Genomic DNA, 13,704 nt, shown 5'->3' with positions numbered 1-13,704 from the left:
AGAAGTGTCAGCCCTAATTTTTTACAGTCCTAAAAGTTTTACCGGACAGCAATAAATATTGATTATGTGCAGGGAACACGGTATCCGAACACAAATTTCGCAAATGGGCGCGAATCAACGCAAATAACTGTGTTTGTCATTCCGAACGCAGTGAGGAATCTCGCCCCGAACGCCTTCGGTGTTCGTCCTTCGGCCTCGGGCGGTGAGCCGACGGAGCAGCGAGCAGGCCGAAAGAAAATCAGGCTGTCCGAAGCGCACGAAGCCTTGACCTTTTGGTTACTTTTGGGTCAAGCCAAAAGTAACGGAAAAGAGATTCATCGCTTCGCTCTGAATGACAAGATAGGGGAGAATTACAAATTACGAATGACGAACGCTGATTAATTCAGGCTTTCAGCCTTCTTATCGGGGTGTGGCCTTTTTTCCCAACGCTCTGCTTCGCTCCACATTGGGCTGAATTAATACGCCCTTTCAGGGCTTTTACAGCGGTCAGTGGTCAGCGTTCAGCAAACAAACAATTCAACAACCTAACACCTCAACGCCCCGAAGGGGTTAGCCCGCATGGGGCACAAGGGCTGAAAGCCCGATATATTTCAGCCCCATCTCGCAAGGGTGGGGTATCCATGGCCGTACCTTATTCAGAGGGCTGAAAGCCTGACATAATTGAATGGTCAGGCCGGGTACACGGTATCCGAACGTAGAGGAACATCCCCCCAGCCCCCCCCTTCAAAGGAGGAAGAGCGCAGCGAAGGGGGGATGTTATCCCTTCAAAGGGGGAATGCAGGGTTGACTGCTGACGGCCCTCAACAACTAAACATGTAAACGCCCGAAGGGGAGAGCGGGTTTAGAGAAGACGTTTGGCTTTCATCTCAAGGTATTTGTTGATGACATCGACCGAGAGGTTTTCGGGTGTGGTGAGGAGCGAATAGATGCCATGCCGGCGGAGGGTGGTCGTCACGTATTGTTTTTCGTAGATAAACTGATCGGCGATCACCTGATGGAAGCAGTCCTCGGAGCTCTGCGGACGCCGTGCGGCAAAGTCACGAAGCTCGACATCCTCGAAGAAGATGACCAGCATGACGTGCTGACGTGCCAACTGCTGCATGTAGCTCAGCTGGCGTTCCATCCCGATGATGCGGTCGAAATTCGTGTAAATGATGAGCAGACTGCGTTTGCTTACGTGTTTGTTCAGATGCACGTAGAGTGACGAGTAATCGCTTTCGCCGAAGGTGGTCTGCTGACGGTAGAGGTTTTCGAGCAGGAGCTGCATCTGCGACGACTGCTTTCCGGCCGGAACGAATGTCTCAAAACGCTCGGCAAAGGTAATCAGCCCGGCCTTGTCTTCTTTCCGGATCGCTACGAACGAGAGTACCAGCGCGGCATTGATCGAATAGTCGAGCAGGGTCATCCCCCGAAATGCCGACTGCATGACGCGCCCCTTATCGATGATGTTGTAGATATGTTGCGACCGTTCGTCCTGATACGTGTTGACCATCACCTGATGCCGGCGGGCGCTGGCCTTCCAGTTGATGGTGCGGTAGTCGTCGCCCTTCACATATTCCTTGATATGCTCGAATTCGGTATGATGACCGATGCGACGAATGCGTTTGATACCTAATTCGGTCAGGTTATTATGGATGGCCATCAGCTCGTAGCGGTGCAGCATGAGGTAGGAGGGGTAGACTTTGACCCGGGCGGGCTGACCGGCCGTGATACGGCGTACAACGAACCCGATGGCCGTGGAGACGAACAGACGGATATGTCCGAAGCCATATTCGCCGCGTTTCACCGGCCGTAGCTGATAGACAATCTCTTTGCGAGCGCCGGATAGCAGGTGGAGCGGGAAAAGAATATCGCGCCGCTGAAACACGTCGGGCAGCTCGTCGATCACCTCAATATGTACGGCGAAGGGATAGCGGTTCTCTACGGCGATGCGTACAGGGTTGGGGTCGCCGTTCGAGAAACGGGCGGCACACGATCGCTCGGCATATACTCCGTCCTTCTGCCGCCACAGCAGCGCGATGTCGGCTGCCGAGAGCAGCGCCTGTGCCACGAGCAGCACCTTCCCCGCCATGAATAACACGGGAAAGACGTAGCCCGCCAGAAACAGGACGACGGCTGCCACGCAGAAGATGTAAAACCGCTTGCTCAGGTACATTATTTCGGTACTTCTACTTTTTCGATCAGACGGCGTACGACTTTCGACGGCGTATGACCTTCCATTTCGGCTTCGGCCGTCAAGGTCAGTCGATGCTGCAATACGGGCGGGGCGATGAATTTCACATCTTCGGGTGTGATAAAGTCGCGTCCCTGCAACAGCGCGAAGGCTTTGGCCGACTGCATAAGCGCCACCGACGCACGCGGTGAGGCGCCGAGATAGACGGCCTTGCTCGTGCGTGTCTGATGGACGATGGCAGCCACATAACGCAGCAGAGACGGTTCGACATATACCTTGCCTACACAGTCGCTGAGCCGCAGCAGCTCGTCGGCCGTCAGGACGGGGCGGATCGTCTCCAGCGACGTCAATCGCGCGTTCGCATGATGACGTTCCAGAATCCGCACCTCCTCGTCGAGCGTGGGGTATTGCATCGTGATCTTCATCAGGAAGCGGTCTAACTGCGCTTCGGGCAGCTTGTAAGTACCTTCTTGTTCTACCGGGTTCTGCGTAGCCAGAATGGTGTATAACGGGCTCATCTTATACGTTGTTCCGTCGAGGGTCACCTGCCGTTCTTCCATCACCTCGAACAGGGCGGACTGTGTCTTGGCGGGAGCGCGGTTCACCTCGTCGACGAGTACGATGTCGGCGAAAATCGGCCCCTTATGAAAATCGAAATCACTCGTTTTCATGTTAAACACCGATGTGCCCAGCACATCCGACGGCATCAGGTCGGGCGTAAACTGAATACGTGAGAAACGTGCGTCCACGAGCTGCGCCATCAGTCGTGCCATCAGCGTTTTGGCGATACCCGGCACGCCTTCGATGAGCACATGCCCTTTGGCCAGCATCACGGTAAGCAGCAAATCGACCGTGCGCTCTTGCCCGACAAGTACCGACGACATGGCCGCGCGTATCCGGCCGATTTTCTCCGTGAACCCCGTTAAATCCATTGTTTCTACTCTTTCTTCCATATTAATTCAATTTGCTTTTCCATTCATTGATCCGGTCGATATGGCGTATCATCGCAGCCTCATCGGCCGGTGTATCGTTGTGCAGCAACTCGTTCAGCTCGCGGAAAGCCGGCCATAGCTCTTCGGCAGGCAGTCCCGTTTTCCGGGCCAAACGTGCGTTGAGTGTTTCTGCCGGCTCGCCCGATTGCAGATCGAGCCCGTGAAGCCGTTTCACTTCCGTGCAGAAATACAGATATTTCTTTTTAATCATCTCTTTATAATCTTTCCGCTGATAATATAAATGACCGATCAGTTGCACGAACCGAAGCATCTCGTTAGCGGGTGGCTGCACGACGGGGATCACTCGCTGCCGCCGTCGGGCGGTGAAGAACATAAACAGCAGAAGCGTCAGCATGGTTGTGTACAAAGCCCAACGCAACGGCGGATGCTTCAGGAAAAAACGGAACAGGCTGCCTGACTCCTGCGCGCCTTCGCCGTACGATTCGAGCCGTATGAGCGGTAAAGTTTCCGTCCCCATACACGAAAGCAGACGGAATATATACGAGGCGTTGCTGCCGTCGAGCATGCCGTAGTTGGTGAAGAGCAGCGGTGTCGTCACCAGAAACAGTTCGCCTTCGCCGATATGCGCCTGTATCGCTACCGGCCTTCCTTTCCCGTCGCAAACGAGTACTCTGGAGGAGTCGCATCTCATCTTGTCCGAACGGGGTCTCGCAAGCGTATCGTGTTCGGGCCATAACTCCTGCTCTTTGATGATCAAAGTGTCGTCACCTGTATTCAGGTAAGACGAATGGGTCTGCGGATAAACTCCATAAATCGCTTCGGCATGAAGCGTATCGGCGCCCCAATAAAGGCTGTCGCGCTGCCGGGTTTGTTTGACCGAACGCTCGAAATAGCGGATAAGACCAAAGACGGCATCATACTCGGTCGAAAACCGGAGTGAATCACACAACACGCCGGAGAACCATGAGGCGCAAAGCATCACCTTATTGCCTTGCCGAAGCAGACCGTACAGCGCTTTCACATCGATCGGCTGCATCAGCAAACGCTCTTCGACTACGAGGATAGCACGCCGCTCCGCTTCGGGTAGCAGCTCTGGCTCCGGTAAATCGAAATTATCATTCTCCGCACTTAATGCGGAGAATGAATTGTTCTCCTCTTTGAGAGCGCTGGTATCTAATTTGTTGTATAAAACTTCTTCTTCGAAATATTCTTCTGTCTCTTCGGCCGAAAATGTCTCATCCTCCATCAGGGAATCGCTCTGTTCCTGCCACAACCCGGACGTATCGACGCTTGCCATATAGATTTCGTAAAGCGACCGGTTTTGGACTTCATACGCAACGACAGACGTCCCGACCACCTCATCGAACACGTAACATCCGAAAGGCTGGCGATCGTTATGGTAAAACGTGGGAGTCCACCGGAATGGTTTGGGTGAATAGTACTGAAATACAAAAGCCAGCACCGTAAATACACCGAGTATCAGAAAATAGAGTTTACTCCCCTTCATGCTCCTCTCCTCCTTCCCGGATTTGTCGTTGCAATTCGCGCATAGCGTCAAACAGCTCGGACGTGGCTTGATAGTTACCGTATCGCACCTGCAGAAAATGATTTGTAAAATCGCGAAACGCCGGTCGCAGCACCGCCGGCTTCAATTCGTAAATATATTCGGTAGGCGTCTTGAAGATGCGCCAGTCGATCCATTGCTTATCGGCCAAAAAACGCAGGGTCTGCAAGTACATGATGCGAACGGCCGACCGGAAATCGTTCGAGGCCAAAGCCGCCGACAGCTCTTTCTCAAAATCGACACCGTAAATGTTTTCCTCTTCCACGTCGTAAGGAAGATCCGATATCTTCTTTTCGCGCATAAACAGAGAAGGGTGCTTTTTCCAGATAAAATAGACGACGAGCGCGAGCGCCAAAACGAAGCCTCCAATCAATACCCATCCCGTTAATGTGTTAATCGTATCAGCTTCAGCGTTGTGAAATAATCTCCGCAGGATATGCGCCAACCACTGCCGGATGATATCCGTCAGGCTGATGTCCGACATTTGCAGCTGACTGTTATAATCGTAGCGGGCATCAGCTTGATATTCGGCTATCTTGGCTGTATTGTATTGTATCGTGTCGGCGGCGTGAAGCATGCTTGCGTGTTACAGGTTCGCGAAATTGGAGATTTCCGTCTCGACCGTGACACCCTCGCGTTTCTCACAGATATGGAAATACTCGAATGCAAGCCCAACCAACCCTACAATCTGCGCGATGTAAGAGCCGTACGACTGGATAATCCCCAGCACATAAACCAGCAATTGATACCAAAGCGACTGGTCGATGCCCGAATCGGGCGAGGTCAGGATGAATACCTGAGATACTACCACAACCAGATACCACGGCAAGTACGTTACCGTGTTGATAATGCCTCCGATCAGCCCGAAGATAAAGAGGATACCTAATATTTCGAGCCAAAACGACATGCCGTAGCGGAACGCACGCTGCAAGGTTTCGAAGAAAGGCCGGTCTTCAAAGAGATACATCGGGGTGAAGAGCATGATTGGTGGGATAATAATTAGAATACCAACAGCAAACAGAAGGAGTGTGACCACAAGTGTCCAAAGCGATAATGCTGCGAGACCGCCAATGAGCCCTCCCACCAGAATCATGATGGCGCTATAAAACAAGACAATCCGGAAGCATTTACCCAGAAACCGAAGGAAGGTTTCCTTAAAATCACCGAACGTCAACCCTGCAAGTCGTTCGGTACGGTGATCATACACATGCATTAAGCCATAGACAAAGGCTTTTAGTATCATATTGCCTATCATATAGAAAAGAGCGAACATGCCGCCTTGAAGAATGAAGCGTATCACGAAGTCTTTCGGATCGTCCGGGTTTTTCATCAACTCCAAATAGGTTGATACATACGAGTTGAGGGCAAAAGCCTGAAAAATGCACAACGGCAGAAGCAGATAAAACGAGAAACGGAGGATGATACGCCAGTTCTCACGGAGGTAATCGAACGTAATATTCAGTTTCTCACCGAATGTACGTTCCCGATAATAACGAATTTTAGGATTTGTGTATTCCATTATCTGATGATGTATGATGTTTATTCTTCCATACTGTACGTGGATAAATCACGAAATAAACGATTACGAACCCGAACGAGAGCAGAATAAATGCAGCTCGCAATATATCGGGCAGTTCCGTATGACGCGTCAGGAAGCTCTCGATAAATCCGGCGACGATAAACATCGGAACAAGTCCTACGGCGATCTTCAATCCTTTTTTAGCACCTTGCCGGAAAGCATATCCACGCGGATAAGTGCCCGGGAACAGCCACCCGTTGCCCATCGCAAAGCCGGCTGCACCCGCCACGACGATCGACGAAATCTCCAGCGCTCCGTGAAGCCAGATAGAGAGAAGCGACTCAGTCCCTACTCCCTGCTGAAAAAAGAAGGTCTGAAATGCCCCGACCATCACGCCATTGTAGAGAAGCATCATGCCCGTGCCTGCTCCGGTAAGCAATCCGGCAATAAATACTCGAAACGAAACATAGATATTATTCGATGTAATGGCCAGAAACATCCCCAGTTCTCCGTGACTGTCATAGACGGCCATCGGTCTGCCGCTGCGGATGTTGTCGAGTGTCATATCGACGTATGCGTTGCCCATAATCAGCCGCACGAAGGTATCGTCGTGAAAGGCAGAGAATGCTCCGATCAGCACACTGCACAGGAATACCAGAAACGAATAGAGCAGTTCGCGGCGCGACTCGTACATCACAAGCGGAAGCTCTTCTTTCCAAAAGAGGAATATACGCGACCGCTTCTCTTTCTTGTTTTTATACAGCGCGTTGTGAAGCGCCGATGCCAGATTGTTCAGATAAGTCGTGATGCGCGATCGTGGGTAATGGCTACGTGAGAAGGAAAGATCGGTCGTGATTTCGGTATAAGCGTCGGCAAGCCGTCCCGGGTCTTGCGTGTCGGCGGATGCTACCACCTGTTCCAGACCTTCCCACTTGGCGATGTTTTGCCGTATAAACGAAATCTCTTTCAACTGCTAACCGTTTATTGCTGATAAAAACAGCACAAAGATAAACCTTTTCACATGTTTACACAAAACGGAGACGCGAAATATCCATAACTAGTCGTATCCAAAATCCTCCCTCTCGAAGATGTCGTCGTTCTCGAAGGCATCGACTGGGTCTATAAAGCCACCGCGATCAACACCGAACTTGCCGGCGACAAGATCGTGGTTCGTGCAACCGACACCCCTGACAATCTGGCGGAATTGTCGCAACTCCTCTAAGCTTTTTTTTCCTACGTTGAACGAAGAAGCAACGAAGACGAAACGAAGACGTATCGAACAGCCATTGGGCTGACAAAATGACATTATCCTCCTCCCTTCCTCTTCTCTTCCCGAAAAGAAACAGGCGGGGAGGAGTATTTTTTAGGAGAAATACCGAACTTCTCCTTGAAGCATTTGAGAAAATAATTAGCGTCCTGAAATCCTACCCGATACGCCAATTCGTTGATGCGAATCTCCTCGACCGATAAAATCGCGGCCGCCTTTTTAAGCCGGTAGTCGCGCATGTATATCGACGGAGAAACGCCCAGCAGCTTCTTCACCTTCCGATACAGGTGCACGCGACTGAGCCCCACGTCTTCGCTCAGATGCTCAATCGAGTACATTTCGTTCGAGAGATTCTTCTCGAGTCGCTCGTCAATGCGCCTCATCAGCTCCTGATCGTATGGATTCAGGCGGTTTTCCCCTTTCTCCGGAAGCGCGTCTCTTTTGTAAAGCTCGTGCAAATGCTCCTGCCGGCGCAGAATATTGTGGATACGCAGATGAAGTTCTCTATACGGGAACGGCTTCGTCAGATAGCCGTCGGCGCCCTGTTCCAGGCTCTCCATTTTGATCTCTTGCTGCTGAACGGCCGTAAGCAGAATCACCGCGATATGGCTCGTGAGGATATTCGATTTGATTTCAGTACAAAGCTCCTTTCCCGTTCTGCCCGGAAGCATAATGTCCGACACCACCACATCGATGTCCGTCTCCTTCAGAATCTCGAGAGCCTCCTCAGCCGAAACCATGTTGAACACGTTGAACGAACGGTTCAACTTGCGCGAAAGCGTGTTCAGCAACGTGATGTTGTCTTCCACCAGCAGGATATTGTATCTCTTCTTGTTCGATGTATCGGCCGAGACAACAACATCTTCCTCTTTTTCCAGCTCCGACAACACCTCTACCGGTAGCACGAAACTTTCCGACGTCGCACAGGGCAAGTCCTCGCTCAGTCTGATGCCCCGCAATCTGACCGTAAACGTACTGCCCTCGCCCGGTGCGCTGCGAACGTCGATCTCTCCCTTCATCAGGTTCTCGACAATTCTCTTCACCAGCGAAAGCCCGATGCCGCTCCCGGCGCTGTGCGCTTTCTTCCCTTTGAAGAAACGGTCGAAAATATGAGGCAACTCTTCGGGCGAAATGCCGCTGCCCGTATCCGATACTTCGATCAAGAGGCCGCAATGCTCTTGATCCTCGGGCGATGCCTGCACCCGAAGCGACACGCATCCTTCTCGCGACGTGTATTTGAAGGCGTTGGACAACAGGTTCAGCAGCACCTTCTCGATTTTATCCTTATCTATCCACAGCGGCTTGTCAGTCGTTACGGACAAGTCTGTCTTCCAGACAACCCCGTTCTTCACAGCCACCGACTGAAACGCGGCGTTTACATTTTCCAGAAAGTTCTTCAGCATGAGCGGCGTTTCATCCAGATGCTCTTTCTCCAGCTCGATCCGGTTAATGTCCAGCAACTGATTGACCAATTGCAGAAGGCGTCGGCCATAATACTGTATAGTCGAGACTTTTCCGCGATCGTCGGGGGGGAGCGACGATGTCTCCAGCAGTTCTTCCACAGGATTCAAAATCAGCATCAGCGGCGTACGTATTTCATGACTGATGTCGGTAAAATACTTCACTTTCATGTTGTGTATCTGCTCAATCTGTTGCCGTTCGAGCTCTTTCAGACGAATACGGTGTTTCAATTCCGCTCTCCTCAGCATATTGGCCACAATCGCCCAGACGGCCGCAAGACACAGAATGATATACAACACGATGGCTTCGCCCGAAAACCACCAGGGAGGAGACACGATAATCGGAACCGTCAGAGGATCGCTCCAAACGCCGTCGTTATTGCCCGCGTGAACCGTGAGGGTATATTTCCCGGCGGGGATTTTTCCGTACTCGGCTCGTCCATCCGGCCCGGTATATCGCCAGTCGTCGTCGAAACCGTCGAGCCTGAATTTGTAACTGTTGTTTTCCGGCATCAGGTAGTTCAATCCGGCAAATTCGAACGTGACGGTCGTCTGATCGTATTTCAGGCGCATCTCTCCCGGGTTGAGCATATCGATGCCGCTGAAATCGGGCAGCTCGGCTATCGGAGTATTGTTGATTTTAACGGCCGAGAGATAAACCGAAGGCTTGTAAAGATTCTTATAAACGTTCTTCGGATGAAACGAAATCCACGCGTCCTTACCTCCGATAACGAAGGGAGAAGCCGGCTGACTTGTTCGCAAACAGGCTCCTTCGTTTATTTCGGACAGAGGAAATCCGTTTCGGAGATGATAGTTGATGCAGCCGCCGTCGGCCGTTAATTGGGAGATGCCGTTGATGCAGTTGGCCCATACACGGTTGTCGAAAGAGATGGTACCGAAAACGGTGTTGTTCTGCAAACCCTCTTTTTCGGTAAAATGTCGGATGACTCTCAGCTTCCTGTCTAAGAGAAGAAGCCCGTTGCCTTTCGTACTCACGTAGAACGTATCGTTCAATAGCAGCGTGTGATTCACTTGCCGGATATCGGGAAGCACTTTTTCGACCTTGCCTCCGGATCTGTTTTCAAAGGCAATCAGTCCCGAGCCGATTGTGGCAAGCAGGTAGTTTACGGAGTCGATGGGCAGTAAGTGCATGCACTTGCTTCGTCCGATGACGGGATGCAGCTTCTCCCGAATAGGAAAAGATTCCGTCCGCCCGCTAACCGGGTTGTATCGGTTCAATCCGCTTCCCCGGTCCGAAAGCAGCCACAAGCCATGTCCGGAGGCTTTCCCGATGCCGTTGATGACTCCCAGCGTTTCCAGTCCGGCAGATACTACCCGGCCGTTCTTCATCTGGTAGAGCCCGTTTCTCAATGTGCCGATCCACAACACATCGCTCTCCTCGTCGTAATACAACGATTTGATAACAATCGGATTTCCCCGTGCGTCTTTCAATTCCGTACGTTTTGGCGAAGCTCCTGCGTCGCCGTACTCCAGCAGGCAACCGTTTTCGGTGCCTACGAGCAGCGATCCGTTTTTATCAGCAAAAGCGCTTACGATCTGAGTGCCGTCCGCAGGAATAGGATGCGTTTGGAAGCGCGACAGGTAGTTGTCGTAGAGGTAGAGGCCATCGTGATACGTACCGATCCATAAAGAGCCGTTCTTATCGAACATCAGGGAGCGGATGGAGGCGTTTTCCACCTTATCGAAACCGTTCAGGAGATTGATTCCGGTAACCGTACCCGTGTTCGGGTCGAGCAGCCCGACCCCTTGAAAGCTCCCGATCCATACGTTCCCGTCGGATGCCAGGGCCAACGAACGGACATTGTCGAAAGGCGAATATCCGGAGGCTTTTTCCGAAGAAGACCAACGACGCAGCGGCTCCCCCGAAAGCGTACACTCATAGATACCGCTTCTGTACGCGGCCAGATAGACTCTTCCGTTCGGATGAAAAAGAATGTCTTCTATCCGTTCGTTTTCGTTCAACAGCACAGGCGCTCCGGAGGCGCAGGAATAGCGCATCGTCCGATTGCCCGAAACATCGTAGCGGAAAAAGGCACGGGTAGCCGTCGCAATCCAATACTCGTTTTTTCGGGGCGATGCCACGATTTTCGATACGGAGGTGTCGAACACGCGAGCGTCTTCCGTCAAATTCCGGGGCTTCGAAAAGAGATCGCTTGACTTGTCGTAGAGATAAATCCCGCTCCAGCCGCTTGCCCAGACGCGACCGTCGATCACCGACAACGACCGTATCTCATGGTCGGACGAGCCGCCCATCCTGTAATTCCTGAAAACGCCTTTTTTCCGGTCAAAAAGGCTCACGCCGTTGTCGTGCGCGATCCACAGATTTCCGCCTTCTCCGTTTTCGATGTCGTTGATATGGTTGCCGGCGATGCTGCAAGTATCGCCCAAAACATGCCGATAGATTTTCACGCGATTCCCGTCGTATTCGTTCAACCCGTCGCGCGTACCGACCCAGATAAATCCCAAGCTATCCTGATGGATCGTTAAAACGGAACGTTGACTCAATCCTTTCTCCGGCCCGAGCAACTGTACGGGTATGTTTCTCTGAGCTGTCAGAAGGCTTGTCGAAAGCAGCAGCCAACCGCAGCAAAGCAACGCAGAAGGAATACTGTGAAAGGAGTATCGCATAAACAACGTTTTTATTCAATCGTTTTAAATAATCGTTTCAAAGATACAACGGTTTATTGGTCTTGGCAAGAGCTTCCTCATAGCGTCTTAATGGACGTTTATGAAAAATAGCCGTATAATGCCGTGCGGATGAGGAGAACGCTCCTTTCCGCCGGACATGACCATGCGACACGAGAAGGTCTTCCGTTGCGCCGAAACATTTCCGTAGGCTCTACGATGATCTCCCGTTGCGCCGAAACATCTTCGTAGACTCTATGATAATCTCCCGTCGTGCCGGGAGATTATCGTATACTATATTATCCTTTCCCGTTGCGTCGAGACATCTCCGTAGGCTCTACGATGATCTCCCGTTGCGCCGAAACATCTCCGTAGACTCTACGATGATCTCCCGTCGTGCCGGGAGATTACCGTACACTATATTATCCTTTCCCGTTGCGCCGGACAATGATCGTAGGACCTATGATCCATTTCGGCAAAGACTTCGATCCCAGGCGGGATATCCTGATCAACCGTTCTCCGGAAGATGCGGTAAGCTTCCGATAAAGACTTCGTTTCGTAAGAAGTACGAAAAAACAACGGCGGCTTGGTAAGCAGAGAGAGAAATCCGCCTGTCAAGCCGCCATCCTATTCCGTATAGAGGGTGTTATAAGCTCCACTCGAAGCCGTCCTTCGTGTCTTTCACGACGAATCCGAGTGCCGCCATCTCGTTGCGTATGCGATCGCTGGTAGCCCAGTCTTTGTTTTGTTTGGCCTGCTGACGGATGGAGAGGAGCAGGTCGATCGCTTTGCGGTAAGCCTCGTTCGTTTCGTTCGAGGCAGCCGTATCGCAAAGTCCCAGGATGTCTTCGATAAAGAGGCGGAAGACGGAGTTCAGCTCTTCCAGCTCATCGGCTGTCATTGTTCCTTTGCCGTCGTGTACGGTATTGATGGCTTTGCACGCATCGAACAGGTGAGAGATCACGATAGGGGTGTTCATATCGTCGCACATGGCCTCTTCGCACTTCTCGCGCAGCCCTTTCGTGTCGACGGTCGAGACGTCGGAAGGCGTCAGTTTCTGCAAACGGGTATAGGCTTCGAACAAACGCTCCAGTCCTTTTTCGGAAGCTTGCAACGCTTCATTGCTGAAATCGACCGTGCTGCGGTAATGTGCCTGGAGGATAAAGAAACGTATCGTGACGGGCGTGTATGCCTTAGCAAGCAACTTATGGCTGCCTGTAAAAAACTCCGTCAGGGTGATAGCGTTGCCGAGCGATTTGCCCATCTTTTGTCCTTCGTAAGTGATCATATTATTGTGTACCCAGTAATGTACCATGTCACGTCCCTGCGAAGACACGGCCTGCGCGATCTCACACTCGTGATGCGGGAAGATCAGGTCCATGCCGCCGCCGTGGATGTCAAAATGCTCGCCCAGGTATTTCTTTCCCATCGCCGTACATTCGCAGTGCCAGCCCGGGAAACCGTCGCCCCATGGCGAAGGCCAGCGCATGATATGTTCGGGTTGCGCCTTCTTCCACAGCGCGAAATCGACCGGGTTGCGTTTCTCCTGCTGCCCGTCCAATTCGCGCGTGGTGTTGAGCATATCGTCGATGTTGCGGTTCGAGAGGATGCCGTACCGATGGTCTTTGTTATATTTCGCGACATCGAAGTAGACCGACCCTTCGCTTTCGTACGCATATCCGTTCTCCAGAATCTTCTCTACCAGTGCAATCTGTTCGATAATATGTCCCGAGGCATAAGGCTCGATGCTCGGTGAAAGCACGTTCAGCAGTTCCATTGCCTTATGGTAACGCAACGTGTAGTAATGCACCACCTCCATCGGTTCGAGCTGTTCGAGCCGTGCCTTCTTGGCAATTTTATCGTCACCGCTGTCCGCGTCATGTTCGAGATGACCGACATCGGTGATGTTGCGTACGTAACGCACGTTATATCCGAGGTGTTTCAAATAACGAAACAGAATGTCGAAGGTGATGGCCGACCGCGCGTGGCCAAGGTGCGGATCACCGTATACCGTGGGGCCGCAGACATACATGCCCACGTGCGGAGGGTGAAGCGGTTCGAATACTTCTTTCTTCCGTGAAAGAGTGTTGTATAAAACAAGTTTTCGTCGATTGTCCATATC

General features: G+C 51.8%; 10 protein-coding genes. 1 reads left to right on the top strand and 9 read right to left on the bottom strand.

All coding sequences use genetic code 11. From position 1 onward, the window contains the following. Nucleotides 1-150 precede the first annotated feature (150 nt). The gene (locus ACTTKA_RS06180) at nucleotides 151-381 is read left to right on the top strand and encodes a hypothetical protein (protein ID WP_442724349.1); all 231 of its coding nucleotides are present in this window, start codon (nucleotides 151-153) and stop codon (nucleotides 379-381) included. Between the two features lie 460 nt (nucleotides 382-841). On the opposite strand, the gene ACTTKA_RS06175 is transcribed toward ACTTKA_RS06180, so the two are convergent. From ACTTKA_RS06175 to cysS, 9 genes are all read right to left on the bottom strand, one after another. After that, nucleotides 842-2,155 carry a DUF58 domain-containing protein gene (locus ACTTKA_RS06175; RefSeq protein WP_442724348.1) on the bottom strand — a complete coding sequence of 438 codons (1,314 nt, stop codon included), beginning with the start codon at nucleotides 2,153-2,155 and terminating at the stop codon, nucleotides 842-844. After that, complete coding sequence (locus ACTTKA_RS06170; RefSeq protein ID WP_074453011.1) at nucleotides 2,155-3,126, bottom strand: AAA family ATPase; 972 nt, start codon at nucleotides 3,124-3,126, stop codon at nucleotides 2,155-2,157. Before ACTTKA_RS06170 ends, ACTTKA_RS06175 begins: the two co-directional genes overlap by 1 nt. 1 nt (nucleotide 3,127) lies before the next feature. Next, nucleotides 3,128-4,633: a DUF4350 domain-containing protein gene (locus tag ACTTKA_RS06165; RefSeq protein WP_442724347.1), complete on the bottom strand. Its 1,506-nt coding sequence runs from the start codon at nucleotides 4,631-4,633 to the stop codon at nucleotides 3,128-3,130. Beyond that, a complete protein-coding gene (locus tag ACTTKA_RS06160) occupies nucleotides 4,620-5,267 on the bottom strand; it encodes a DUF4129 domain-containing protein (protein ID WP_442724346.1) in 648 nt (215 codons plus the stop codon). Before ACTTKA_RS06160 ends, ACTTKA_RS06165 begins: the two co-directional genes overlap by 14 nt. Before the next feature lie 9 nt (nucleotides 5,268-5,276). Continuing rightward, nucleotides 5,277-6,209: a hypothetical protein gene (locus ACTTKA_RS06155; protein ID WP_442713002.1), complete on the bottom strand. Its 933-nt coding sequence runs from the start codon at nucleotides 6,207-6,209 to the stop codon at nucleotides 5,277-5,279. Beyond that, nucleotides 6,190-7,179 (bottom strand): stage II sporulation protein M, encoded by a 990-nt coding sequence (locus tag ACTTKA_RS06150; protein WP_442713003.1) that lies wholly within the window; start codon nucleotides 7,177-7,179, stop codon nucleotides 6,190-6,192. The genes ACTTKA_RS06155 and ACTTKA_RS06150 overlap by 20 nt, the downstream gene beginning before the upstream one ends. 87 nt (nucleotides 7,180-7,266) lie before the next feature. Continuing rightward, the gene (locus tag ACTTKA_RS06145; RefSeq protein ID WP_442724345.1) at nucleotides 7,267-7,515 is read right to left on the bottom strand and encodes a hypothetical protein; all 249 of its coding nucleotides are present in this window, start codon (nucleotides 7,513-7,515) and stop codon (nucleotides 7,267-7,269) included. After that, on the bottom strand, nucleotides 7,515-11,585 hold the full coding sequence (locus ACTTKA_RS06140) for a hybrid sensor histidine kinase/response regulator transcription factor (protein ID WP_442724344.1): 4,071 nt from the start codon (nucleotides 11,583-11,585) through the stop codon (nucleotides 7,515-7,517). Before ACTTKA_RS06140 ends, ACTTKA_RS06145 begins: the two co-directional genes overlap by 1 nt. A 643-nt stretch (nucleotides 11,586-12,228) precedes the next feature. Beyond that, nucleotides 12,229-13,701 (bottom strand): cysteine--tRNA ligase, encoded by a 1,473-nt coding sequence (gene cysS, locus ACTTKA_RS06135; RefSeq protein ID WP_442724343.1) that lies wholly within the window; start codon nucleotides 13,699-13,701, stop codon nucleotides 12,229-12,231. Nucleotides 13,702-13,704 lie beyond the last annotated feature (3 nt).

The sequence above is a fragment of the Tannerella sp. genome (genome assembly GCF_052170195.1).
Classification (GTDB): Bacteria; Bacteroidota; Bacteroidia; order Bacteroidales; family Tannerellaceae; genus Tannerella.
The sequence above is the reverse complement of the archived record's forward strand: the minus strand, read 5'-3'. Positions and strand labels throughout refer to the sequence as shown.

What these genes read in the sequence shown, in the direction of transcription:
- ACTTKA_RS06170 (WP_074453011.1), bottom strand. Translation starts at nt 3,126, where the DNA reads ATGGAAGAAAGAGTAGAAACAATGGATTTAACGGGGTTCACGGAGAAA.
- ACTTKA_RS06155 (WP_442713002.1), bottom strand. Translation starts at nt 6,209, where the DNA reads ATGGAATACACAAATCCTAAAATTCGTTATTATCGGGAACGTACATTC.
- ACTTKA_RS06145 (WP_442724345.1), bottom strand. Translation starts at nt 7,515, where the DNA reads ATGTCATTTTGTCAGCCCAATGGCTGTTCGATACGTCTTCGTTTCGTC.
- cysS (WP_442724343.1), bottom strand. Translation starts at nt 13,701, where the DNA reads ATGGACAATCGACGAAAACTTGTTTTATACAACACTCTTTCACGGAAG.
- ACTTKA_RS06160 (WP_442724346.1), bottom strand. Translation starts at nt 5,267, where the DNA reads ATGCTTCACGCCGCCGACACGATACAATACAATACAGCCAAGATAGCC.
- ACTTKA_RS06165 (WP_442724347.1), bottom strand. Translation starts at nt 4,633, where the DNA reads ATGAAGGGGAGTAAACTCTATTTTCTGATACTCGGTGTATTTACGGTG.
- ACTTKA_RS06175 (WP_442724348.1), bottom strand. Translation starts at nt 2,155, where the DNA reads ATGTACCTGAGCAAGCGGTTTTACATCTTCTGCGTGGCAGCCGTCGTC.
- ACTTKA_RS06140 (WP_442724344.1), bottom strand. Translation starts at nt 11,585, where the DNA reads ATGCGATACTCCTTTCACAGTATTCCTTCTGCGTTGCTTTGCTGCGGT.